Source organism: Thioalkalivibrio sp. ALE20, assembly GCF_000381405.1.
In the GTDB taxonomy this organism is placed as follows: Bacteria; Pseudomonadota; Gammaproteobacteria; order Ectothiorhodospirales; family Ectothiorhodospiraceae; genus Thioalkalivibrio.
In genome coordinates this window covers 247787-270711 of sequence record NZ_KB906471.1, presented here as the reverse complement: position 1 = coordinate 270711, position 22925 = coordinate 247787, and the positions used below count along the sequence as shown (strand labels likewise).

The following is a 22925-nucleotide window of genomic DNA, read 5'->3' as shown; positions in this document are numbered from 1 at the left end:
GCGGGAAGACGGGGTCTTCGCGTGCGAGCACGCTCCCACAGGGGTGGGGTGTCAAGGAGTGGGCGGGCACCGGTGCTGTGGGAGCGGCCCTGGCCGCGAAGAGGGCGGGGCGGGGTGGTTCAACGGGCGAGCCACTGGGCGTCGAGCCGGGTGGCTTAGTCGCTCCGCCAGGAGCGCGCCCCGGTGCCACCGGCGACGCAGTGCGCCTCGCTGTCCCCGAGGACGGACCAGTCAGCGACCAGCGCCCCTGCCCTGTTCGCCTTCGCCGACGCGGTCAAGCACCGTGCGTATGACGTCGGCCGCGATGCGGAACTCCGACTGGTGAAGCCGTTCGAAAACCGCGCGTGCGGACGGGATCAGACCCTGGCGGCGCGCCATCCCGATCACGGCGGCGGTCCCCGCCACACGAATACCGGCCTCAAGGGCAAGGGCGCGGCCCATCCGTTCATCCATGAGCACCAGGGCGGGTTCATCGTGGCCGAGGGCCATCCGGATACAGGCTGCTTCGCCTTCATCCAGTTCGGGTAACGGTGTTGATGAGCGCGGCCCTTCCCGGAGGCACAGCCAGCCGGCGTCCATCGCGGCGGCGATGGCGGATTCCCCGGGCCTTCCCTGGCCGGGCAGCACCTCGCGGGCGACCTCCTCCGGAATCCCGACCGTCCCGAACAGACGGGGCAACCATTCCAGCCCATCGACGAACGAAAGCCCGATCAAAGGGCTGGCGTCGCTCAGGACGAGGCGAGCCATTCGTCGAGGGTATCCATATCGTGGTCCGCTTCCGTGCCATTCAGGTCCACGACGGGAATCCCGAGCCGGGAAAGATGGCGCGCGAAGTCGGCCGTGGCGAACTCGGCGAGACGCGCCGCACGCGCCAGGGAGAGGTGCCCGTCACGGAACAGGGCGGTGGCCAGGGCCACCTTGACACCCGGCGCGTCGAGTTCCCCCGCATCGTTCAATCCCAGGATGAGGGCATCGGGACGGTCCCGGTTCATGACCACCACCGGCGTTTCGTGGGACTTGCGCAGGGCGCCGGTGGGATTGTTCTTGAGGCCGCTAACGTTCACGACTTCCATGGGAATCCTCCATGGGAATGGTAGTCAGGATCAATACTAGTCCTGTCCATGCTTCCCGGCAATCCGCTCAGCTTCTCGCTGTGGTAGTCCTCGATGGCGAGGTTGCGCACCCGGGAGCTGGCGCGGAAATGACGCGGCGCTGGTCGGGGTGGTTCAGCGGGCGAGCCACTGGGCGTCGAGCCGGGTGGCGAAAGTCTCCTCGACCCGGCGCAGGTAGTACATCATGTCCACCGGCAGGTTGATGCCGTCGTGCATCTGCAGGGGGTAGAGGTCGGCGGCGATCACGCAGTCGGCGATGGACGGGTGGCCGAGATAGAAACCATTGGCGGCCAGGTGGCGGGCGAGCTCGGGCAGGCGGCTCAGCCGGGCCAGCTGCTGGTAGCCGTCGTAGCGGTCGTTGGCGAGTTCCTCCACGCTCATGCCGAAGCGGTGTTCCACGTTCGCCTTGAAGTCGGCGAGGGCATCGGCGTCCTGGCCGATGCCGTGGTAGCCGGGGGCCAGCGGGGCGTACAGGCGTTCGAGCACGACGTCCACGCGGGCACGCCAGTCGAGCAGGGCCTGCCAGGCGTCTTCGGCGATGATCCCCGCGGACAGCGGTTCGCCGCTCGGGAACAGCTCGTCGATCGCGCGCAGGGCCGCCGTGGTGTCGGTATGCAGGGCGCCGTCGTCGGTGGCGAGCACCGGGGACTGCCGCGCGATGCCCAGCTCGAAGAAGGTCTCGTCGTCGAACCAGTCCACCGCGCGGGTCTCGAGCGCCGCGCCCTTGTACCCGCAGGCCAGGCGGATGCGGTCGGCCTTGGGGTCGTGGGCGAAGTGGTAGAGCGTCGCCATCAGGCGGAGCCCCGGTTTGTTCCACCTCGGGTCTGTCCGCGTTTCGCGTTGGCGAGGATGAAATCCCACTGATCCTCGGTCAGCGGCATCACCGACAGGCGGTTGCCGCGGCGCACCAGCGGGCAGTCGGCCAGCTCCGGCTGCTGCTTGAGCCAGTCGAGGGTGAGGATGTCGTCGAATTTCTCCTCGAAGGCGACGTCCACCCGCAGCCAGCGCGGGTTGTCGGGATCGCTCTTCGGGTCGTAGTGCTTGTCCTCGGGATCGAACGCGCAGTAGTCCGGGTAGGCCTCGTTCTCGATGCGCATGATGCCGACGATGCCCGGGGGTTTGGCATTGGAGTGGTAGAAGAAGGCGAGATCGCCCTTCTTCATCTCGTCGCGCATCATGTTGCGCACCTGGTAGTTGCGGATCCCGTCCCAGGGCTCCACGCCCACGCGTTCGAGATCGTCGATGCCGAACTCGTCGGGTTCGGATTTCATCAGCCAGTAGCCCATGTCGTCGCGTTCCTTGAATCAGTCGTTGTCAGGTGTCTGCAGGGTAGCAATGGCCTGTCCGTGCCGGGGGAATACATGCCAGCCGGTCTCGGTGACCACGGCATCCAGCGGCACGTCCCAGGGCTGCACCGGCAGGGCCTCGACCTGCTGCAGGCCATGGGCCACGCCGATCAGGCGCGGGCGGTGGATGCCGAAGCGCCGCCGGGCGAAGTAGCGGTCGTAGTAGCCGGCCCCCATGCCCATGCGGTTGCCGTGGCGGTCGAAGGCGACCAGCGGCATCAGCACCACCTGCATCTCGCGGCGCCAGACCCGCGGCGCACCGGGGCAGGGCTCGGCGATGCCGAAGCCGTTGTGGCACAGGCGGTCTTCGGGGTGCCATTCGTGGAAATGCATGCGGCCGTCGCGGCGGGTGTCCATCACCGGCAGGGCGATGCGCGTGCCGCGCCTGGCCAGGGCGCAGGTCAGCGCGGTCAGGTCGACCTCGCCGCGCAGGCCGCGGTAGGCGCCGATGCAGCGCGGTTGCCAGCGTTCCAGCCATTTCAGCAGGTGACCGCTGATCGCGCGGTTGTGCGAGTCCAGGCGAGTGTCGGACAGCGCGGCACGCCGACGGCGCAGTTCGCGCCGGAGCCGGCGGGCGTCCTCGCGGGCGAGGGCGTCGATATCGGGGGCGTGCGCGGTGGTGGACATGGCCGTGAGGGTCATGGGGATGGGCAGGAAAAAAGAGGACGCGCCCCGCGGGCGCCGTCGTGGCCTTCGACCTTGAACCAGCGGTTCAGGTGGGAGAAGTCTCCGAATCTTTAGGCTTTCCGCTCGGGGGCGGACCTGCACAGCGAAACGGAAGAACTCGGTCCCTGGGTGTTGCATTAAGGCTCAAGGGTACCACCCGGCCACGTTCGAACGCCGCAGCGACGCGTCCGGGATCATTATGGACCAGATGCCCGGGGCGTGCTCAACCCGGCCCCGCGGAAGGGGAATCCGGTGGCGGGAATCAGGGCTCCGAGCGGGTGGTGCCGGTCTCGGCCTGACTGCCGGTGCCGGCGTCCGTGCCACGGTCCAGGTTCTGTTCGATGCGTTCGGCCAGCGCGTGCAGGCGTTCGGGGGCGTCGGCCCCGCCCTTTTTCATCCGTTCCAGCTCTTCCTGGCACTCGAGCTTTTCGTGGGCGAGGTTGAGCGCGACCATCACCGCGATGCGCTCGGCCCCGACCACGCGCCCGCCGTCACGCAGTTCGCGCATGCGCTCGTCGATCAGGGACGCGGAGGCGAACAGGTCGGCGCGCTCCTCGGGCGGGCAGGCGACGTGGTACTCCTTGCCCATGATGGTGATGCGGACCGGCTCGGACTGGCTCATTCGGACTGCTCCATCGCCCGCAGGCGGGCGATCATGGTCTCGACCCGGTGGCGGGCCTGCTCGTTGCGTTCGCGGTAGGTCGCACGTTCGGTACGCAGCTGGCGCACCTGTTCGTGCAGCGCCCGGTTTTCCTCGCGCAGTTCGGCGTTGTCGTCCAGCAGGCGCAGGATCGCGGCCTCGAGACGGTCGAGGGCATCGGGCGCGTGGCTGCCGGAAGAAGCGCTGTCGGACATGGCGGGGCGGGCCTCGGGCTTGAAAAACGGGAGCGAAGTCCCTGAATCCCGGAGTCTAGGAGGGGGTCGGCGGAACCGTCAACCGAAACACCGGCGGGTTGTGTTGCGACCCGCGCAGGGGGTGGCCAGAATATGACCCATGACACAGCCTCCCGAACCCGCACCCGACGCCACGATCATCGAAGGCACGGCCCACAACGGCAAGCCGTGCCGGGTGGTGGACAACACCGGCACGATCCCGCGCGGCGAGCTGGAACAGCTGCTGGAGGACCTGATCCGTGACAAGCGCTTCGGCCTGACGGCGCTGTCCGCGACCGGTTCCAGCGAGATCCGCCTGGGTGAGCCGCAGTTCACCCATCTGCAGCTGGGCGATGATCTTTACCGCTTTCTGCTGTTTCCTTACGAAGCCCGTCTGGAGGCCTTCTGATGGCGCAGTCCTGGGAAGAACGTCTGGCCCACGGCCTGCGCACCATGGGGTTCGCGCAGACCCCGGCCTCGGCCCATGGCCTGATCACCGGCTGCCTGGTGGCGGACCCCGAGGCCGGCAATGACCTCCTGATCAAGTCGCTGGGCGAGGCGCTGCCGCTGACCGAGAACCCCGCCGAGGCATTCGACCGGCTGGTGGACGAGCTGCGCCGGCATCTGCTGGCGCAGCTGTACGACATCGAGCTCGGTTTTGCTCCGCTGGTGCCGGAGGACGCGGAGATCGAGACCCGCGCCCAGGCGCTGTCGGAATGGGCCGACGGTTTCATCAGCGGGCTGGGGCAGACGCCGCGGCTGGGCGGGCTCAAGCCGTCGGCAGAGTCGGCGGAGATCCTGCGGGATCTGGCCGAGATCGCGCGCATGGATCCCGAGCCGGAGGACAGCGAGGCCTCGGAGAAGGACTTCGAGGAGCTGTCCGAATACGTGCGCGTGGGCGTGCTGCTGATCGCCGACGAGCTGGCCCCCGAGAACCCGACCCGGATCCCGATGCAATGAGCCGCGCGCCGCAGATCCCCGCCGGTGAACTGGCCCGTCGCCGCCAGCGCCTGATGCGCGCGGCCGGGCGCGATGCCCTGATCGTGATCCCGGGCGCGGTGGAGACCACTCGCAACCGCGACGTCGAGTACCCGTTCCGGCAGAACTCCGATTTCCTCTATCTGACTGATTTCGAGGAACCGGACGCCATCGCGGTGCTGGCCCCGGGGCGCGAGGCCGGGGAATACATCCTGTTCTGCCGCGATCGGGATCCGAAGATGGAGACCTGGACCGGGCGCCGCGCGGGGCCCGACGGGGCGATGGAGCACTTCGGGGCCGACTGCGCCTTCCCGGTGGACGACATCGACGAGATCCTGCCCGGACTGATGGAGAACCGCCGCGAGCTGTGCGCGCCGTTCGGCCGCGACGAAGGCTTCGACCGGCGGCTGTTCGGCTGGTTGCAGCAGGTGCGCCGGCGCGCGGCGCGCAGCGGGGTGCGGGTGCCGCACGAGTTCGCCGCGCTGGAACACCACCTGCACGAGCAGCGCCTGTTCAAGAAGGCCCCGGAACTGAAGATGATGCGCCACGCCGCGGCGATCTCGGTGGGGGCGCACAAGCGCGCGATGCAGGCCTGCCGCCCGGGCATGACCGAATACCAGGTGGCCGCCGAGATCACCCACGAGTTCCATCGCCACGGTACCGAGGCGGCGTATCCGTCCATCGTCGGCGGTGGCGAGAACGGCTGCATCCTGCACTACATCGAGAACCACGACGTGCTGCGCGACGGCGATCTGCTGCTGATCGACGCCGGTTGTGAGCACCGCGGCTATGCCTCGGACATCACCCGCACCTTCCCGGTGGGCGGGCGCTTCGGCGGGCGCCAGCGCGAAGTCTACGAGATCGTGCTCGACGCGCAGCGCGCCGCCATCGACGCGGTGCGGCCCGGGCATCACTGGAACGATCCGCACGACGTCGCGGTGCGCGAGCTGACCCGCGGGCTGCGGGATCTGGGCGTGCTCGAGGGCGAGCTGGATGCGCTGATCGAGGACGAGGCGTATCGCCCGTTCTTCATGCACCGCACCGGCCACTGGCTGGGGCTGGACGTGCACGATGTGGGCGACTACCGCGTGGGCGAGGCCTGGCGGCAGCTGGAGCCGGGGATGGTGATGACCGTCGAGCCCGGGCTGTATTTCGGCCCGTACTGCGAGGCCCCGGAGGACCTGCGCGGGATCGGCGTGCGCATCGAGGACGACGTGGCCGTGACCCGCGACGGGCACGAGGTGCTGACCGAGGCCTGCCCGAAGACCGTGGAGGCCATCGAGGCCTGCATGGCCGACGGCGCGGCCGGGCGTCGCTGAAACCGGGGCAGAGGGACGCGCATGGAGGCCACCGTGAATCGCGGAACGCAAACTCAAACGCAAACCGAGACCGACATCGCCGTGGTCGGTGGCGGGCCGGTGGGCGGGCTGGCGGCCTGTACCCTGGCGCGCGCCGGCTACACGGTAAGGCTGTTCGAACGCGGCCCGGCGCCGGATCCGGCCGTCCCGCGCGAGGACACCCGCGGCTATGCCCTGGCGGCCGGCTCGGTGACCCTGCTGGACGATCTCGGCTACTGGGCGGAGCTGGCGACCACCGCCGCGCCCATCCGGCGCATCGTGGTCAGCCGCCGCGGCGGGCTGGGCCGGGTGCGCATGGATGCCGCGCAGATGGGCCGCGAGGCCCTGGGGCAGGTGGTGCCGGCCGCGGCGCTGGATCCCCTGCTGGCGCGGGCCCGGGATGCGGCGGGGGTGGCCAGTCATCACGCCACCACCCTGGCGGGCGTGGAGGCGGCCGCGGACGGCGCGCGCCGCCTGCACCTGGAGGGGCCCGACGGGGCGTGGTCCTGCCGCGCGCGGCTGCTGATCGCCGCCGACGGCGTGGGCTCGCCGACCCGCGAGGCGCTGGGCATCCCGGTGCAGCGCCACCGCTACGATGCCGATGCCCTGGTGTTCGACGTGCGGCCCTCGCGTGCGCACGACGGCGAGGCCTTCGAACGCTTTACCGACGAGGGGCCGGTGGCGCTGCTGCCGCAGGCCGACGGGCGCATGAACGTGGTCTGGGTGGCCCCGCCGGAGGTCTGTGACGCCCGCCTGGAGCTGGATGAATCGGCGCGCATGGCGGCGTTGCAGGGAGGCTTCGGCTGGGCGCTGGGGCGGCTGCACCCGGCGGGGGGCGTGCTGCGTTTCCCGCTGCAGCGGATGCATGCGCCGCAGCCGTTCGCCGAGCGCGCGCTGCTGCTGGGCAACGCGGCTCACTCGGTGCATCCGGTGGCGGGGCAGGGGCTGAACCTGGCGCTGCGCGACGTGGCCGATCTGCTGGGCGTACTGCGCGAGGGCGCGCAGCCCGACGGGCGCCCCGCGTTCGTGGCCGATCCCGGCGGGCGGCACGTGCTGGAGGCCTGGGCGCGCCGGCGCGAGGGCGACATCCGCCGCATCGTCGGGGTGACCGATTTCCTCGCCCGCGGGATGCGCCATGTTGACGGGCTGCTGGGCCATGCCCTGGGGCTGGGCATGATGACGGTCGACCGGGTGCCGCCGCTGCGCGATGCCTTCGCGCGCGGGGCGATGGGGCTGCGGCCGGTGCCGCGGCATACCCTGTCGCGGCTGCCGGAGACGCGGGCATGACGCGCGCCGGCGAACCGCTGGACGTGCTGGTGGTAGGCGGTGGCGCCACCGGCCTGGCCACCGCTCTTGGTTGCGCCCGCGCGGGCATGCGGGTGGCGGTGCTGGAGCGCGGACCGGCGCCGGCGTTCGATCCGGCGACCGCGCCGGTGACCCGGGTGGTCACGCTCAACGCCGCCGCCATGGGCCTGCTGGATTGTCTGGGGGTGCAGGAAGCCCTGGCGGCGAACCGCGCCCATGCGTTCTCCGGCATGCAGGTGTGGGACGCGCACGGCCCTGCGCATATCCGCTTCGACGCGGATGACCTGGGCGTGCCCGAGCTGGGCTGGACGGTGGAGAACGCGGCGCTGGAGGCGGTGCTGTGGCAAGCCCTGCGCGAGCGCGGCGTGGCGCTGTGGTCGGAGACCGCGTGGCGCAGTGTGGACCTGCGGCCCGATCGGGTGGATGTCTACGCCGAGGGCCATGCGCCGCTGGCCTCGGCGCGCCTGGTGGTGGCGGCCGACGGGGCTCGTTCGGCCCTGCGCGAACGCGCGGGCATCGCGGTCAGCGAACGCCCGTACCACGCGCGCGGGGTGGTGGCCACGGTGGAGACCGCGCAGGGCCATGGTGACACCGCCTGGCAGCGCTTCGACGACGAGCGCATCCTGGCCTTCCTGCCGCTGGGTGACGGGCGCTGTTCCATCGTCTGGTCGCTGCCGGAGCCCGAGGCCGATGACGTGATGGCGATGGATGATGCGACCTTTATCCGCGAGCTGTCGAACGCGATCGACGGCGGTCCCGGCCCGGTGACCGGCACCTCGCCGCGCGCCAGCTTCCCGCTGGTGGCGCGCCATGCGCGCGACTATTTCGCCGGGCGGGTGGTGCTGGCCGGGGACGCGGCGCACACCATCCATCCGCTCGCGGGGCAGGGGCTCAATCTGGGGCTGGCCGATGTCGATGCGCTGCTGCGCCAGCTTGCCGGCCCCAACCGGCGTGATCCCGGCGATCCGCGCGGGCTGCGCGCCTACACCCGCGCGCGGCGCCCGGAGAACGCGATGATGCAGCGCGCGATGGACGGCTTCCGCCTGCTGTTCGGCACCCGCCGTGCCGGTCTGCCGGAGCTGCGCGGCGCCGGGGTGCGGCTGGTGAACGGGCTGGTCCCGGTCAAGCGCCAGCTCGCGCTGCGCGCGTTCGGGCTGGACGGCATCCGCCGCTGATCCATGGACCCGATCCCATGGACCCGGCGTGAATCGGGGCATTGGGTTCCGGCGCCGGATCGCCTATAATTGATCTTACGCCAGCGGGGCACGAAACGCTCCGCACATCATCCTGGAAGAGTTCTGCCGCGCCGCGCCTCGGGCGCGCGCCGCAGACGCCGAAGGCGCAACATCCGCCCGGAATCGCTCAGGCTTCAGGACCGGGATGGTGAAACGGCGAACTCTGGAGAGCGGCCGGCAGACGGCCCACCGAAGGGGGCGATCGCCCGGGTCCACAGGACCGCGGGGCGCGCAAACTCTCAGGTTTCAGGACAGAGGGGCGGCTGGCAGTTAATCCTGTCGGCCGCCCTTTTTTTATGCGCGGATGACCGCGACGCCATCGACGCCGGAACAACTGCAGGACGAAAAGCATGACGCTGAAGAAAACCCCGCTCCATGCCGCCCATGAACGTGCCGGCGCCAAGCTGGTCGATTTCGCCGGCTGGGAGATGCCGCTGCATTACGGCTCGCAGATGGAAGAGCACAAGAAGGTTCGCGCCGGCGCCGGCATGTTCGATGTGTCGCACATGCGCGTGGTCGACATCCACGGCCCGCAGGCGCAGGCCTTCCTGCGCTATCTGCTGGCCAACGACGTGGCCAAACTGAAGACCGAAGGCCGCGCGCTGTACAGCTGCATGCTGAACGAGCGCGGCGGCGTGATCGACGACCTGATCATCTACTGGCTGGGCGGGGATGCCTACCGCGCGGTGGTCAACGCGGGCACCGCCGACAGCGACATCGCCCACATGCAGGCGGTGGCGCAGGACTTCGATGTCAGCGTCGAGCCGCGCCCGGAATTCGCCCTGATCGCGGTGCAGGGTCCGCAGGCCGTGGACAAGACGCTGCCGCTGCTGCCGGAAGACCTGCGCGGCGCGGGCGAGCTCAAGCCGTTCTCCGCCGTGTGGAACGACGAGTGGTTCGTTGCGCGGACCGGCTACACCGGCGAGGACGGCTTCGAGGTGATGCTGCCGGCCGCGGAGGCCGAGGGCTTCTGGCAGGCGCTGCTGGACGCCGGGGTCGACCCCATTGGCCTGGGCGCCCGCGACACCCTGCGTCTGGAGGCCGGGATGAATCTCTACGGTACCGACATGGACACCGAGACCAGCCCGCTGACCGCCAACCTCGGCTGGACCGTGGCGCTGAAGGATGCCGAGCGTGATTTCATCGGTCGTGCGGCCATCGAACGCGAGAAGGCCGCGGGCGTGCAGCAGCGCCTGGTGGGCGTGGTGCTGGAAGGCCGCGGCGTGCTGCGCGGCGGGACGCGTATCGTGACCGACGCCGGCGACGGCGAGGTGACCTCGGGCAGCTTCGCGCCCAGCCTGGGCGTGTCCGTGGGCTTCGCGCGGGTGCCGGCCGCCGCGGCCGATGCCGAACGCCTGGAGGCGGAGATCCGCGGGAAGCACCTGCCCGTGCGGGTCGTGCGCCCGGGCTTCGTGCGCAACGGCGAACCGCTGATCGAACTGCCCTCCGGCTGATGCGAGCCATACGATTTTAGTGCGCTACACTGCGTACCGGGTTTCAACGCTATAAGGAAGACGCCATGAGCGAAGCACCGAAGGATCTGAAGTACACCAGGAGCCACGAATGGGTTCGTACCGAAGACGACGGCACCGTGACCGTCGGCATCACCGATCACGCGCAGGAGCTGCTGGGTGATCTGGTGTTCGTCGAGGCCCCCGAGGCCGGCAGCAGCCTGGAGGCCGGCGCGGCCTGTGCCACGGTCGAGTCGGTCAAGGCCGCCTCCGACATCTACGCCCCGATCACGGGCGAGGTGACCGAGACCAACGCGGAGCTGGAAGACAGCCCCGAGAAGGTCAACGAGTCGCCCTTCGAGGATGGCTGGCTGTTCCGCATGAAGCCGGCGGATGCCGGCGAGCTGGACGGCCTGATGGACGCGGACGCCTACGCCGCGCACGTCGAAGCCGAATCCTGAAGCCACCGGTGGCGGCCGTACCCCGGTGTCCGACTGGCACCGGGGCGCCGCCGAAGAACTTCGCGTCAGCGAAAGCGAGAAAGTCATGCCGTTTATCCCGCATACCGAAGAAGACATCCGTTCGATGCTCGAGTCCATCGGCGCCGATTCCGTGGAGGATCTGTTCGACGAGATCCCGGCCGGGCTGCGCGCGCCACCGCTGGAGGGCATCCCCGAGGGTCTCAACGAAATGGGGATCTCCCGCCTGATGCAGGAGCGGGCCGCCCGCGACGGCATGCCCTCGAATTTCATTGGCGCCGGGGCGTACGAGCACCACATCCCGGCGGCCGTGTGGCAGATCGCCACCCGCGGCGAGTACTACAGCGCCTACACGCCCTACCAGGCCGAGGCGTCGCAGGGCACGCTGCAGCTGATTTACGAGTACCAGACCATGATGGCCCGTCTGACCGGCATGGAGGCCTCCAACGCCTCGCTGTATGACGGTGCCTCCGCGCTGGCCGAGGCCGTGCTGATGGCAGTGCGCGTCAACCGCCGGTCGAAGAGCAAGCGGGTGCTTGTCCCGGGTGCGCTGAATCCGGTGTACCGCCGCGTGATCGACACCCTGATCGGCAATCAGGGCATCGAGCTGATCGAGGTCCCGTTCGACGAGACCACCGGACAGACCCCGGTGGAGGCGCTGGCCGCGTACGCCGACGACGACATCACCGCGATGATCATCAGCCAGCCGAACTTCTTCGGCATCCTCGAGGACGTGGATGGCCTGACCGGCTGGGCCGAGGAGCGCGAGATCCCGGTGATCGCGGTGGTCAATCCGGTCTCGCTGGCGCTGCTGAAGCCGCCGGGCGAGTGGGGCGGCAACGGCGTCGACATCGTGGTCGGCGAAGGCCAGCCGCTGGGCGCGCCGCTGTCCTCCGGAGGGCCGTATTTCGGCTTCATGACCACGCGCAAGAAGCACATCCGGCAGATGCCGGGGCGCATCGTCGGGCGCGCCGAGGATGCCGACGGCAAGCCGGGCTTCGTGCTGACGTTGCAGGCCCGCGAGCAGCACATCCGCCGCTCCAAGGCCACCTCCAACATCTGCACCAACCAGGGGCTGGTGGTGACGGCCGCGACCATCCACATGTCCATGCTGGGTGACGAGGGCCTGACCCGCGTGGCCGAGGCCTGCTACGCCAACACCCATGCCCTGGTGGAAAAGCTCGCCGCCAAGGGCATCAAGCCGCGCTTCACCGGCGAATACTTCCACGAGGTGGCGCTGGACTTCGGTGGCAATGGCGCCGGGCAGCTGCAGGCGATGGCCGACGCCGGCGTGCTCGCCGGGCACGACCTGGGGCGCGACTACCCGGCGCTGGATGGCTGCGTGCTGGCCTGCGTCACCGAGACCAAGAACGAGAACGATCTGGAGCAGTACGTGACTGCCTGCGAGCAGGCCCGCGCGGCCTGAGCGGGGAGTCACTCCACGCGACGTGCCATACCCCAACCGCCGAGGAGGCTGACATGGCCGAGACCAAGCTAGAGGGCAACACGATCCACACCAACGGCGACCTGCCCCACGTGGGTTCGCCGGCTCCGGACTTCAACCTGACGGGCAAGGACCTCAATGATGTCTCGCTCGCCGATTTCGGCGACAAGCGCAAGATGATCTACATCGTGCCCAGTCTCGACACGCCGGTGTGTGCCGAGTCGACCAAGAAGATCAACCAGTTCGTCGAACAGCGCCCCGACGTGCATGCACTCATCGTCTCCGCCGATCTGCCCTTCGCGATGGACCGTTTCTGCTCCGTGGAGGGGCTGGAGCGCGTCACGGTGCTGTCGATGATGCGCGATCGCAATTTCGCCAGGGACTACGGCGTGCTGATCCAGGACGGACCGCTGGCCGGGATCACCGCCCGCGCGATGCTGGTGCTGGATGCCGACAATCTGGTGATGCATGCCCAGCTGGTCCCCGAGATCGGCGACGAACCCGACTACGACGCGGTCTTCGCCGCGCTGGACGACCGGGCGACGCTGAGCCCCACCCAGTAACGCGACAGGCCTCCGGCGGGCCCCGCGCGGTGCAGATCCGCCGGGGCCCGCCGTCTACCCGAATACCGAAGCGAGAAACCGCCATGAACACCACGGAAACCAAGCTGATCTTCGAACATTCCCACGCCGGTCGCTCCGCCGTGGCCCAGGCGCCGCAGGAACACGCGGCCACGGCCATCCCCGCGAACCTGCGGCGGAAGTCGGCGCCCGGCCTGCCGGCCGCCTCGGAGCTGGACGTGGTGCGTCACTACACGCGGCTGTCGCAGAAGAATTTCTCCATCGACACCGAGTTCTATCCGCTGGGCTCGTGCACGATGAAATACAACCCGCGCGCCTGTAACAGCCTGGCGATGCTGCCCGGGTTCCTGAACCGCCATCCGCTGGCCCCGGCCAGCCACAGCCAGGGCTTCCTGCAGACCATGTACGAGCTGCAGGAGATGCTGCGCGAGGTCACCGGCATGCAGGGCGTGTCGCTGGCGCCGATGGCGGGCGCGCAGGGCGAGTTCACCGGCGTGGCCATGATCCGCGCCTACCACGATGCCCGCGGCGACACCGAGCGCCGCGAGATCATCGTGCCCGACGCCGCGCACGGCACCAACCCGGCCACCGCGATCATGTGCGGCTACGAAGTGCGCGAGATCCCCACCGATGCCAGCGGCGACGTGAACCTCGAGGCACTCAAGGAGGCCGTCGGTCCGCAGACCGCCGGGATCATGCTCACCAACCCGTCCACCGTGGGCGTGTTCGAGCGCCGCATCGAGGAGATCGCGAAGATCGTGCACGAGGCCGGCGGCCTGCTGTATTACGACGGCGCCAACCTCAACGCCATCCTCGGCAAGGTGCGCCCGGGCGACATGGGCTTCGACGTGATCCACATGAACCTGCACAAGACCTTCTCCACGCCGCACGGCGGTGGCGGTCCGGGTTCCGGCGCGGTGGGCGTGGGCGAGCGGTTGCTGCCGTACATGCCGGTGCCGCTTGTGGAAGAAGACGGGCAGGGCGGCTACCGCCTGGCCGACGAGGCCGACCGGCCCGAGACCATCGGGCGGCTGTCCGCGTTCATGGGCAACCCCGGCGTGCTGCTGCGTGCCTATGTGTACATGCGCATGCTGGGTCGCGAGGGCATGGTTCGGGTCGCCGAGTTCGCGACCCTCAACGCCAACTACCTCGCGAGCGAGCTCAGGGCCGCCGGATTTGATCTGGCCTATCCGGAACGCCGCGCGACCCACGAGTTCATCGTCACCCTGAAGAAGCAGGCGAAGGAGACGGGGCTGACCGCCGGCGACGTGGCCAAGCGGCTCCTGGATCACGGCTTCCATGCCCCCACCACCTACTTCCCGCTGCTGGTGCCGGAATGCCTGCTGGTGGAGCCGACCGAAACCGAGGCGAAGGAGACCCTGGACGCCTTCGTCGAGGCGATGGCCTGCATCCTCGCCGAGTCGGCGGACGACATCGACACCATCAAGTCGTCGCCGCACAACCTGCCGAACCGCCGTTTCAACGAAGTGGCGGCGGCCAAGGCGCTCGACCTGGTGTACCAGGAACCGACCGGCGACGCCGCCGGCGCGCAACCGCGCAGCGGCACCCACGGCTGACGCGCCATCCGGGCGGGCCTGCTTTCGGGCCTGCCCGATCCGCCCGCCCAGGGAACCGGTCCGGAGGTTGTCACGTCGCCTTCGGCTCCTCGCAACGACGAGCACGAATTCCCGTCATCGCGAGCAGGCCGGACGAACGAGGACGGCGAGACGGTGATCACCTCGCAACGACGAGCATGGATTCCTGTCATCGCGAGTCGCGCAGCGACGTGGCGATCTTCGGTCGCAGCCCCTGATCCTGCGTGCAGGCCGCTTCGGCGGATTGCCACGTCGCCTTGCGGCGACTCGCAATGACGGGGGCGATGGCTGCGCGACTCGCGAATGGCTGGGTGAGCGGCCCTGGCGGATGGGGCTTATTCGCGCTTCATGCAGTCGAGGAAGCCGTCGGCCAGGTCTTCCATCAGTTCGAACCAGGCGTCCGGGCCGGGCCGGATGTCGACACCGACCGGGTCCAGTTGACCCAGGCGCGTCGCGTGTCCTTCCACGATGGTCTCGGCCAGCGCCGGGCGGAACTGCGGTTCGGTGAACAGGCAGGTGACATCGTCCGCGGACAGGCGATCACGCAGTTCGCTGATGCGCCGTGCCCCGGGACTGCGGGACGGGTCGACGGTGATGGAGCCGGCTGCGTTCAGGCCGTAATGGGCCTCGAAATACTGGTAGGCGTCGTGGAACACTACGAAGGCCTCGCCGCGCACCGGTTCCAGGCGCTCTTTCAGTTCGGCATCGAACTCGTCGATGCGTTCCAGCATGCGGTCACGGTTGTCTTCCAGGGCGCTGGCCTTGTCGGGGAAATTCTCCCCGAGTCGGTCCGCAAGCTGCGTCACGATCGCCCGGGCGTTGTCGGGCGACAGCCAGATGTGGGCGTCCTGGTGGCCATGTGCGTGCTCCTGGTCATGCCCGTGCTCCTGGTCATGCCCGTGGTCATGGTCATGGCCGTGGTCGTGGTCATGTCCGTGGTCGTGGTCATGTCCGTGGTCGTGGTCATGTCCGTGGTCGTGGTCATGTCCGTGGTCGTGGTCGTGGTCATGTCCGTGGTCGTGGTCATGTCCGTGGTCGTGGTCATGGCCGTGGTCGTGGTCATGGCCGTGGTCGTGGTCATGGCCGTGGTCATGATCATGCCCGTGCTCGTGGTCATGCCCGTGGTCGTGGTCATGGCCGTGGTCGTGGTCATGGCCGTGGTCGTGATCATGCCCGTGCTCATGGTCATGGCCGTGGTCATGCTCTCCGCCATGTCCTTCTTCGCGGGCCTCTTCATGCGCCGCATCATGATCGTGACCGTGGTCGTGCGGTTCCCAGACCCCGCCCGAGCGCGTGGGCAGCAGATCGAGGTCCATGTCCTCCATCAGGGTCACGACCGTGGTACCTTCTCCCCGATTGCGCAGGGGTGATTCGAGGAAGGTCTCCAGGTCGGGCCCGACCCAGACCACCACGTCCGCATTCTGCAGACGCCGGGCTTCGGACGGGCGCATGGAGTAGCCGTGCGGTGAGGCATCCGGCGGCAGCAGGACATCGGCCTCCATTACGTCGTCCACCAGGCCCGCGACCAGGCCGTGGATCGGGAGGATGCTGGAGACCACCCGCGGGTCGTCCGCCTGTGCGGGTACGGCCAGCGTGGCGATGGCAACCAGGGTGCCGGTGAGCAGGGGGAAACGTTTGCGCATCATGACCGGGGCTCCGTCTGGGATCTGGATGTTATACAATACCATCATGTTCGCGAGCGTCCACAACTGGTTACGCGGTCACCGCGCGGGCCGCCATCCGCGGCCGCGCCCGGAGCGGGGTTCCGGGCCGCTGGTGGCGGCCCGCGAGGTGACGGTGGAGCGGGGCGGACGGACGATCCTCGACCGGGTGTCGATGGCGGTGCACGCGGGCGAGGCGGCGATGATCATCGGCCCCAACGGCGCGGGCAAGACCAGCCTGCTGCGTGTGTTGATGGGACTGTGGCAGCCGGACGGCGGCCACGTGGAACGCGCCCCGGATCTGCGGGTCGGTTACATGCCTCAGCGGCTGCAGATCGAACCGGTGCTGCCGCTGTCGGTATATCGTTTTCTGCGCATGCGCCAGCGGCTGCCGCGGCGTGAACTGCTGGCCAAGCTGGAGCGGGTGGGGGTCGGCCACCTCATCGATTCGCCGATCCAGTCGCTGTCCGGCGGCGAGACCCAGCGGGTGCTGCTGGCGCGGGCATTGCTGGGCGAGCCCGATCTGCTGGTGCTGGACGAACCGGCCCAGGGGGTCGACGTGGTGGGGCAGGGCGATGTGTTCGCGATGCTGGACGACATCCGCCGCGAGTCCGGCTGCGGGGTGCTGATCGTCTCGCACGACCTGCATTTCGTGATGGCCGGTGCCGAGACGGTGATCTGCCTGAACCAGCATGTCTGCTGCACCGGAAACCCCGAGGAAGTCTCGCGCCATCCGGAATACCGGCGCCTGTTCCCCAGCGTGGATCTGCGGGGTCTGGCGGTCTACACCCACGATCACAATCACGTGCACGGCCTGCACGGCGAGGTGCGCCCGCTGGATGGAGAGGGCACGGACACCTCCTGCAACGATCCGCAACACGGTCCGGGGTGCCGTCACTGATGGACATCGCCGGCTGGCTGGACGACTTCCTGGTGCGCGCCGTGCTGGCGGGCCTGATGGTGGCGGTGGTCGCGGGGCCGCTGGGCGCCTTCGTGGTGTGGCGGCGCATGGCCTATTTCGGCGACACGGTGTCGCACTCGGCACTGCTGGGGGTGGCCCTGGGCTTTCTGCTGGGGCTGAATCTCAACCTGATGGTGACGCTGGTGTGCATCGCCATCGCGGTGCTCCTGGTGATCCTGCAGCGCTATCAGGAGCTGGGCTCGGACACCCTGCTGGGGATCCTCGCCCACAGCGCGCTGTCGCTGGGGATCGTGGCCGTGGCCTTCGTCGAGGGGCTGCGGGTGGACCTGATGGCCTATCTGTTCGGCGACATCCTCGCGGTGGGGCGTGACGACCTGCTCGCGATCGCCATCGGCGGGCTGATTGCGCTGGTGCTGCTGATCGCGCTCTGGCGGCCTCTGCTGGCGCTGACCGTGCACGAGGAACTGGCGCGGGTGGAGGGCGTGCGGGCCCTGCCGGTGCGCCTGGGCATGATGCTGCTGATCGCGCTGGTGATCGCGGCGGCGATGCAGGTGGTCGGCGTACTGCTGATCACGGCGCTGATGATCATCCCGGCGGCGACCTCGCGACGCTTCGCCCGCACCCCGGAGCAGATGGCGATCCTCGCCGGGGTCCTGGGCATGCTCGCGGTGGGCGCGGGGATCGCGGGGTCGTTCCAGTGGGATACCCCCACCGGGCCGAGCATCGTGGTCGCGGCCCTGCTGGGCTTCATCCTGGTGCAGCTGCTACCCGCGCGGCTGCTGCCGCGCTTCGGCACGCGCTGATCCGGCTCAGCGCCGCTCCAGACGCTCGAAGGTGAACGCGCAGGCGTGCTGCTCGTCGGCCGGGTGGTATTCCGACTCGGTCAGCGTCCATTCTGCGGGATCGATGGCGGGGAAATACGTATCGCCGGGATGGCGTTCGTGCACCCGGGTCAGGTGCAGGACCCCGGTGCGCGGCAGGGCCTCGGCGAACAGCCCGGCCCCGCCGATGACGAACGCCGGACCCGAATCGATATTCGCCAGCGCTTTGTCCAGGTCGGAAAAGACCTCGACGCCCTCGGGCTGCTGCCAGTCGGTCTGCCGGGTCAGGACCAGGTTGCGGCGCTTCGGCAGCGGCCGGCCGATGGATTCGAACGTGCGCCGGCCCATGATCACCGGATGGCCGGCGGTCACCCGCTTGAAATGCCGCAGGTCGTCCGGCAGCCGCCAAGGCAGGTCGTTGTCGCGCCCGATCACGTGATCCGGGTCCAGCGCCACGATGATATGGATCTCGGGTCCCCGGGCTTCAGGCTGCATCGATTCGCACGGTTTCGCTGGAATGGTGCGGTTCGGGAATCGGCTCGCCTTCGTCATGCAGGGCTTCCAGGTGCATGGTGATCGCCTCGCGAATCGCGGCCATGACTTCCTCGCGGCTGTCACCGGTCGCAATGCAGCCCGGGAGGTCCGGAACATAGGCTCCCCAGCCGCTGTCGCCCTGCTCGATAATGACCGTGTATTGCTTCATGGTCGCCTCCCGGTCCTCAGAACCAATCTAGCGCATGGCGGGCTAGATGGCGATGGGGGCGCGGATGGCGGGGTGGGACTGGTAGTCGCGGACCTCGATGTCCTCGAAGCGGAACGCGAACAGGTCGCGCACCTCCGGGTTGAGGTGCAGGGTCGGCAGCGGCAGCGGTTCGCGCTCCAGCAGGGTGTCGACCTGCTCGGCGTGGTTGGCGTAGAGGTGCGCATCGCCCAGGGTATGGACGAATTCGCCGGGTGCCAGGTCGACCACCTGCGCGATCATGTGCGTCAGCAGGGCATAGCTGGCGATGTTGAAGGGCACGCCCAGGAACACGTCGGCGCTGCGCTGGTAGAGCTGGCAGGACAGCCGGCCGTCGGCCACGTAGAACTGGAACAGGGCATGGCAGGGGGCGAGGGCCATAAGGCCGGCGGCCGCGTTCTCCTGCGGGGCACGGGTCTCGTCCGGCAGGTCGGCGACGTTCCATGCGGAGATCACGTGGCGGCGCGAGTGCGGGCGGGTGCGAAGGTTGTCCAGCAGCTCCGTCAGCTGATCGTGGGTGCCTCCGTCGGGCAGTGGCCAGGAACGCCACTGGGCGCCGTAGATCGGGCCCAGTTCACCGCCCTCGGTGGCCCATTCATCCCAGATGGTTACCTTGTTGTCGCGCAGGTAGCCCACGTTGGTGTCCCCCGCGAGGAACCAAAGCAGCTCGTGGATGACCGAGCGCAGATGGGTCTTCTTGGTGGTGACCAGGGGGAAGCCCTGCGCCAGGTCGAAGCGCATCTGGTAGCCGAACACCGAGCGCGTCCCGGTGCCGGTGCGGTCCGGGCGGTCGCTGCCGTGGTCGCGGATGTGGCGGACGAGATCCAGGTATTGCCGCATGGTGCGTCCTCAGGGCTTCCCGGAGGTGTCCGGGCGGGGTTCGGGCAGGGGGTTGCGGCGCGACCAGACGATCAGGCCGAGGCCGAACAGAATCACCGGCAGCGACAGCACCTGCCCCATGGTTACCCAGCCGAAGGCGAGATAGCCGATGTGCGCGTCCGGTTCGCGCACGAATTCCACCACGAAGCGGAACGCGCCGTACAGGGTCAGGAACAGGCCCGAGACCAGGCCGGTCCGCCGCGGCTGGCGCGACACCAGCCACAGCACCACGAACAGCACCACGCCTTCGAGAAAGGCCTGGTAGAGCTGCGAGGGATGCCGGGGTACGTAGTCGGCCGCGGGGAAGACCATCGCCCACGGCAGGTCGGTGGGCTTGCCCCACAGCTCGCCGTTGATCCAGTTGCCCACGCGCCCGGCGCCCAGGCCGATGGGGATCAGCGGGGCGATGAAATCGGTCAGGCGGAAGAACGGCTGGTGCAGGTGCCGGGCGTACAGCCAGGCGGTGACCAGTACGCCGATCAGCCCGCCGTGGAAGGACATGCCGCCCTCCCACAGCCGGATCAGGCTCAGCGGGTCGGCCAGCACGCCGTCGAAGTTGTAGAACAGCGCGTAGCCCAGGCGCCCGCCGATGATCACGCCGATTGCGCCCCAGAACAGCAGGTCGCCGACCTGGCGTGGCTCCAGCGGATCCCAGTTGCGCGCGCGCGCGCGCCAGACCCCCAGCCCCCAGAAGGCCAGGAATCCGATGACGTACATCAGCCCGTACCAGTGGATGCTGACCGGGCCCAGGGAGAGTGCGACCGGATCGATAAACGGGTGAACAGGCATGGGCGCTTGCGGTGGCCGAAACAGCCGCACATCCTACCGGTCCTGCAAGGCATTCGCACGCATCGGGACCGTCTTCGTCCCGGCTTTCGCCACCCACGTTTCCAGGGAGGTCGCCATGAACCGTCTCGCCGGCGCCAGCAGCCCGTATCTGCAACAGCACGCGGACAATCCGGTCGACTGGTATCCGTGGGGCGAGGAGGCCCTGGAGCGGGCGCGGACCGAGGACAAGCCGATCCTGCTGTCGATCGGGTACTCCGCCTGCCACTGGTGCCACGTGATGGCGCATGAATCCTTCGAGGATCCGGCGACCGCGGAGGTGATGAACCGGCGCTACGTGAACATCAAGGTGGATCGCGAGGAGCGGCCCGATCTGGACCGCATCTACCAGAACGCGCACATGCTGCTGGCGCAGCGCCCGGGTGGCTGGCCGCTGACGGTGTTCCTGACCCCGGACCAGGTGTCGTTTTTCGCCGGGACCTACTTCCCGAACACGCCGCGGCACGGCCTGCCGTCGTTTGTCGACCTGCTCAACCGTGTGGCCGATTTCCTCGCCGAACACCCGGAGGAGATCCGGCGCCAGAACGATTCCCTGCAGCAGGCGCTCACGCGGATCTACAACCCGGAGGGCGGCAGCATCCCGGCGCTGAGCGTGGTGGACAAGGCCCGCGCGGAACTGGCGCAGAGCTTCGATGCGGAGCATGGCGGTTTCGGCGATGCGCCCAAGTTTCCGCATCCGGCCTCGCTCGACTGGCTGGCCTGGCATGCGGCGCGCCACGGCGACGGCGAGTCCCGGCGCATGCTGGACGCCACCCTGGACGCGATGGCCGCCGGCGGGCTGTTCGACCAGGTCGGCGGCGGGTTCTGTCGCTATTCGGTGGACACCCGCTGGATGATCCCGCATTTCGAGAAGATGCTGTACGACAACGGGCCGCTGCTGGGGCTCTACGCCGAGCGCGCGGCGCGCGGCGACACCCGTTCGCGGCGGGTCGCGGAGCAGACAGTGGCCTGGCTCGAGCGCGAGATGCGGGATGCCAGCGGCGCCTTCTGTTCCAGCCTGGATGCTGATTCCGAAGGCGAGGAAGGGCGCTTCTATGTCTGGGACCCGGAGACCGTGGAGGCGCTGCTGCCAGCCGAGGAATGGGCCGTCGCGGCGCGCGTGTGGGGCCTGCAGGGGCCGCCCAACTTCGAGGGTCGCTGGCACCTGCACGAAGTGGTGCCGCCGGACACCGTCGCGGATGCCCTCGGAATCACCCCGGAGGAGGCGGCGTCCCGCCTGGACCGGGCGCGCGAACGGCTGCTGGAGGCACGCGAACAGCGCGTGCGCCCGCACCGCGACGACAAGCTGCTGGCGGGCTGGAACGCGCTGATGATTACCGGCCTGGCACGCGCCGCCCGCGCGCTGGATCGTCCCGACTGGCTGGCGCTGGCACAGGACGCAATGGCGGCGGTGCGGCGCCTGCACTGGCACGATGGCCGCCTGTACGCCAGCTATCGCGAGTGGGCGACCTCGGCCATGCCGCGCGCCTGCCTCGACGACTATGCCGCGCTGCTGGAGGCGACCCTGGCGCTGCTGGAGACCGAATGGGACAGCGAGCTTCTGGACTGGGCCGTGACCCTGGCCGGGGCCCTGATGGAGGATTTCCACGATGATGCCAGCGGCGGCTTTTTCTACACCGCGCGCGACCACGAGGCCCTGATCCAGCGGCCCAAGGTGTATTCCGACGATGCCATGGCCGCGGGCAACGGGATCGCCGCGCAGTGCCTGATCCGGCTGGGCCATCTGCTGGCCGAGCCGCGCTATCTGGAGGCGGCCGAGGGTACCCTGGCCAATGCCGGGCCGATGATCGAACAGGCCCCGATGGGCCACATGAGCCTGCTGGTGGCGCTCGACATGCATTATCACGCCCCGCCGCTGGTGGTCCTGCGCGGGCAGGGCGAGGCGCTGGCCGACGCGCGCCGGACGATCGCTGCCGCCGATGGCGCGGCGCGGGTCTTCCCCGTGCCCGACGATGCCCGCGATCTGCCCGACGCCCTGGCCGGCAAGGCGCCGCGCGAGGGCGGACCGCGCGCCTGGCTGTGCCGCGGTCTGCATTGCGAACCCCCGGTGGACGACCCGGCGGCGCTGGCGGAACGTCTGGCGGCGGGCGAATGACGCCCCCGAAGAAACACTGAGCCGGAGAAACACTGAGCTTGAAATCGGCGGCGAAGCCCTCAGACTGCAAGGGTTATCCGTTCAACCATCGAAACTTCACCGAACAAAAGGAATGCCCCATGAGCGAAAAGCTGATGAAGGATTTTGTCGCCGCGGCACGCGAGAACATCCGCGAGATCTCCCCGGAAGAGCTGCACGAGGCGATCCAGAAGGGCGAGGACTGGACCCTGGTCGACGTGCGCGAGCCCTATGAATACGAACGCGCCCACGTGCCGGATTCGCTGCTGATCCCGCGCGGTCTGCTGGAAGGCGCGGCCGACCCCAATACCCCGCATCGCATCGAGGCGCTGTACTCCGCGCGCGAGAAGCCCGTGGCCATCATCTGTGCCACCGGTGGTCGCGCCGCCCTGTCGGTCCTGCGCCTGCAGGAGATGGGCTTCACCAACGTGGTCAACGTCGCCGGCGGGATGAAATCCTGGGAAGGCGAGGACCTGCCGGTCGAATCCGGCGCCTACACCGGTCAGCTGCCGTAGGCCCGAGCCGCCCCTTCCTGCCCGACC

General features: G+C 69.1%; 26 protein-coding genes, 1 other RNA gene and 2 riboswitches. Of the genes, 14 read left to right on the top strand and 13 right to left on the bottom strand.

Features of this window, described 5'->3' with window-relative positions; genetic code table 11:
- Positions 1–231 precede the first annotated feature (231 nt).
- The 8 genes from F790_RS0101320 to zapB form a co-directional block, all read right to left on the bottom strand.
- Positions 232–747: a DUF3368 domain-containing protein gene (locus F790_RS0101320; RefSeq protein ID WP_019590644.1), complete on the bottom strand. Its 516-nt coding sequence runs from the start codon at positions 745–747 to the stop codon at positions 232–234.
- Positions 729–1073, bottom strand: a complete 345-nt coding sequence (locus F790_RS0101315; protein ID WP_018871279.1) for a UPF0175 family protein — start codon at positions 1071–1073, stop codon at positions 729–731. The genes F790_RS0101320 and F790_RS0101315 overlap by 19 nt, the downstream gene beginning before the upstream one ends.
- A gap of 153 nt (positions 1074–1226) precedes the next feature.
- Entirely contained in the window at positions 1227–1904 is a 678-nt protein-coding gene (locus F790_RS0101310; RefSeq protein ID WP_018871278.1) for a glutathione S-transferase N-terminal domain-containing protein, read from the bottom strand.
- Entirely contained in the window at positions 1904–2398 is a 495-nt protein-coding gene (locus F790_RS0101305; RefSeq protein WP_018871277.1) for an EVE domain-containing protein, read from the bottom strand. The genes F790_RS0101310 and F790_RS0101305 overlap by 1 nt, the downstream gene beginning before the upstream one ends.
- 18 nt (positions 2399–2416) lie before the next feature.
- Positions 2417–3085 carry a 5-formyltetrahydrofolate cyclo-ligase gene (locus tag F790_RS0101300; protein ID WP_019590643.1) on the bottom strand — a complete coding sequence of 223 codons (669 nt, stop codon included), beginning with the start codon at positions 3083–3085 and terminating at the stop codon, positions 2417–2419.
- 39 nt (positions 3086–3124) lie between these two features.
- A non-coding RNA gene (gene ssrS, locus F790_RS14075) (6S RNA) lies at positions 3125–3310 on the bottom strand.
- 76 nt (positions 3311–3386) lie between these two features.
- Positions 3387–3746, bottom strand: a complete 360-nt coding sequence (locus F790_RS0101295) for a cell division protein ZapA (protein WP_018871275.1) — start codon at positions 3744–3746, stop codon at positions 3387–3389.
- Positions 3743–3979: a cell division protein ZapB gene (zapB, locus tag F790_RS0101290; RefSeq protein WP_018871274.1), complete on the bottom strand. Its 237-nt coding sequence runs from the start codon at positions 3977–3979 to the stop codon at positions 3743–3745. Before zapB ends, F790_RS0101295 begins: the two co-directional genes overlap by 4 nt.
- A gap of 139 nt (positions 3980–4118) precedes the next feature.
- Here zapB and F790_RS0101285 point away from each other — a divergent pair, with 139 nt between their 5' ends.
- The 10 genes from F790_RS0101285 to gcvPB all read left to right on the top strand — a co-directional run bounded on the left by F790_RS0101285 (position 4119) and on the right by gcvPB (position 14384).
- The gene (locus F790_RS0101285; RefSeq protein WP_019021130.1) at positions 4119–4406 is read left to right on the top strand and encodes a hypothetical protein; all 288 of its coding nucleotides are present in this window, start codon (positions 4119–4121) and stop codon (positions 4404–4406) included.
- Positions 4406–4957: a UPF0149 family protein gene (locus F790_RS0101280; RefSeq protein ID WP_018871272.1), complete on the top strand. Its 552-nt coding sequence runs from the start codon at positions 4406–4408 to the stop codon at positions 4955–4957. Before F790_RS0101285 ends, F790_RS0101280 begins: the two co-directional genes overlap by 1 nt.
- Complete coding sequence (gene pepP, locus F790_RS0101275; protein WP_019590642.1) at positions 4954–6294, top strand: Xaa-Pro aminopeptidase; 1341 nt, start codon at positions 4954–4956, stop codon at positions 6292–6294. Before F790_RS0101280 ends, pepP begins: the two co-directional genes overlap by 4 nt.
- Positions 6295–6315: 21 nt before the next feature.
- Complete coding sequence (locus F790_RS0101270; protein WP_019590641.1) at positions 6316–7599, top strand: FAD-dependent monooxygenase; 1284 nt, start codon at positions 6316–6318, stop codon at positions 7597–7599.
- Positions 7596–8792 carry an FAD-dependent oxidoreductase gene (locus F790_RS0101265; RefSeq protein WP_019590640.1) on the top strand — a complete coding sequence of 399 codons (1197 nt, stop codon included), beginning with the start codon at positions 7596–7598 and terminating at the stop codon, positions 8790–8792. Before F790_RS0101270 ends, F790_RS0101265 begins: the two co-directional genes overlap by 4 nt.
- Positions 8793–8895: 103 nt before the next feature.
- Positions 8896–9005: riboswitch (glycine riboswitch) on the top strand.
- A riboswitch (glycine riboswitch) is annotated at positions 9006–9117 on the top strand. It begins immediately after the preceding riboswitch.
- Positions 9118–9202: 85 nt separating this feature from the next.
- Complete coding sequence (gene gcvT, locus F790_RS0101260; protein ID WP_019590639.1) at positions 9203–10306, top strand: glycine cleavage system aminomethyltransferase GcvT; 1104 nt, start codon at positions 9203–9205, stop codon at positions 10304–10306.
- 65 nt (positions 10307–10371) lie between these two features.
- Positions 10372–10764 carry a glycine cleavage system protein GcvH gene (gcvH, locus tag F790_RS0101255; protein ID WP_019590638.1) on the top strand — a complete coding sequence of 131 codons (393 nt, stop codon included), beginning with the start codon at positions 10372–10374 and terminating at the stop codon, positions 10762–10764.
- A gap of 85 nt (positions 10765–10849) precedes the next feature.
- Positions 10850–12208, top strand: coding sequence for an aminomethyl-transferring glycine dehydrogenase subunit GcvPA (gene gcvPA, locus F790_RS0101250; protein ID WP_026332815.1), 1359 nt, complete (start codon positions 10850–10852; stop codon positions 12206–12208).
- A 53-nt stretch (positions 12209–12261) separates the two neighbouring features.
- Entirely contained in the window at positions 12262–12789 is a 528-nt protein-coding gene (gene tpx, locus F790_RS0101245; RefSeq protein ID WP_018871265.1) for a thiol peroxidase, read from the top strand.
- 83 nt (positions 12790–12872) lie between these two features.
- The gene (gene gcvPB, locus F790_RS0101240) at positions 12873–14384 is read left to right on the top strand and encodes an aminomethyl-transferring glycine dehydrogenase subunit GcvPB (RefSeq protein ID WP_019590636.1); all 1512 of its coding nucleotides are present in this window, start codon (positions 12873–12875) and stop codon (positions 14382–14384) included.
- 353 nt (positions 14385–14737) lie between these two features.
- Here gcvPB and F790_RS0101235 read toward each other — a convergent pair whose 3' ends face one another.
- Complete coding sequence (locus tag F790_RS0101235) at positions 14738–16048, bottom strand: zinc ABC transporter substrate-binding protein (RefSeq protein WP_019590635.1); 1311 nt, start codon at positions 16046–16048, stop codon at positions 14738–14740.
- 25 nt (positions 16049–16073) lie between these two features.
- On the opposite strand from F790_RS0101235, the gene F790_RS0101230 reads away from it, so the two are divergent.
- Together F790_RS0101230 and znuB are read left to right on the top strand one after the other, a co-directional pair.
- On the top strand, positions 16074–16964 hold the full coding sequence (locus F790_RS0101230; protein WP_019590105.1) for an ATP-binding cassette domain-containing protein: 891 nt from the start codon (positions 16074–16076) through the stop codon (positions 16962–16964).
- Entirely contained in the window at positions 16964–17788 is an 825-nt protein-coding gene (gene znuB / locus F790_RS0101225; RefSeq protein WP_018870875.1) for a zinc ABC transporter permease subunit ZnuB, read from the top strand. The genes F790_RS0101230 and znuB overlap by 1 nt, the downstream gene beginning before the upstream one ends.
- Before the next feature lie 6 nt (positions 17789–17794).
- Here the strand turns inward: znuB and F790_RS0101220 are convergent, their stop codons facing one another.
- The 4 genes from F790_RS0101220 to lgt are packed head-to-tail and all read right to left on the bottom strand — an operon-like array spanning position 17795 to position 20213.
- On the bottom strand, positions 17795–18301 hold the full coding sequence (locus F790_RS0101220) for a dihydrofolate reductase (RefSeq protein ID WP_019021119.1): 507 nt from the start codon (positions 18299–18301) through the stop codon (positions 17795–17797).
- Complete coding sequence (locus tag F790_RS0101215; protein WP_018870877.1) at positions 18291–18509, bottom strand: type II toxin-antitoxin system HicB family antitoxin; 219 nt, start codon at positions 18507–18509, stop codon at positions 18291–18293. The genes F790_RS0101220 and F790_RS0101215 overlap by 11 nt, the downstream gene beginning before the upstream one ends.
- Before the next feature lie 42 nt (positions 18510–18551).
- A complete protein-coding gene (locus F790_RS0101210; protein ID WP_018870878.1) occupies positions 18552–19385 on the bottom strand; it encodes a thymidylate synthase in 834 nt (277 codons plus the stop codon).
- 9 nt (positions 19386–19394) lie between these two features.
- Positions 19395–20213 carry a prolipoprotein diacylglyceryl transferase gene (lgt, locus tag F790_RS0101205; RefSeq protein WP_019021118.1) on the bottom strand — a complete coding sequence of 273 codons (819 nt, stop codon included), beginning with the start codon at positions 20211–20213 and terminating at the stop codon, positions 19395–19397.
- 115 nt (positions 20214–20328) lie between these two features.
- On the opposite strand from lgt, the gene F790_RS0101195 reads away from it, so the two are divergent.
- Together F790_RS0101195 and F790_RS0101190 are read left to right on the top strand one after the other, a co-directional pair.
- Positions 20329–22365, top strand: a complete 2037-nt coding sequence (locus F790_RS0101195; protein ID WP_019590634.1) for a thioredoxin domain-containing protein — start codon at positions 20329–20331, stop codon at positions 22363–22365.
- 119 nt (positions 22366–22484) lie between these two features.
- Positions 22485–22898: a rhodanese-like domain-containing protein gene (locus tag F790_RS0101190; RefSeq protein WP_019021116.1), complete on the top strand. Its 414-nt coding sequence runs from the start codon at positions 22485–22487 to the stop codon at positions 22896–22898.
- The last annotated feature ends 27 nt before the right edge of the window (positions 22899–22925 follow it).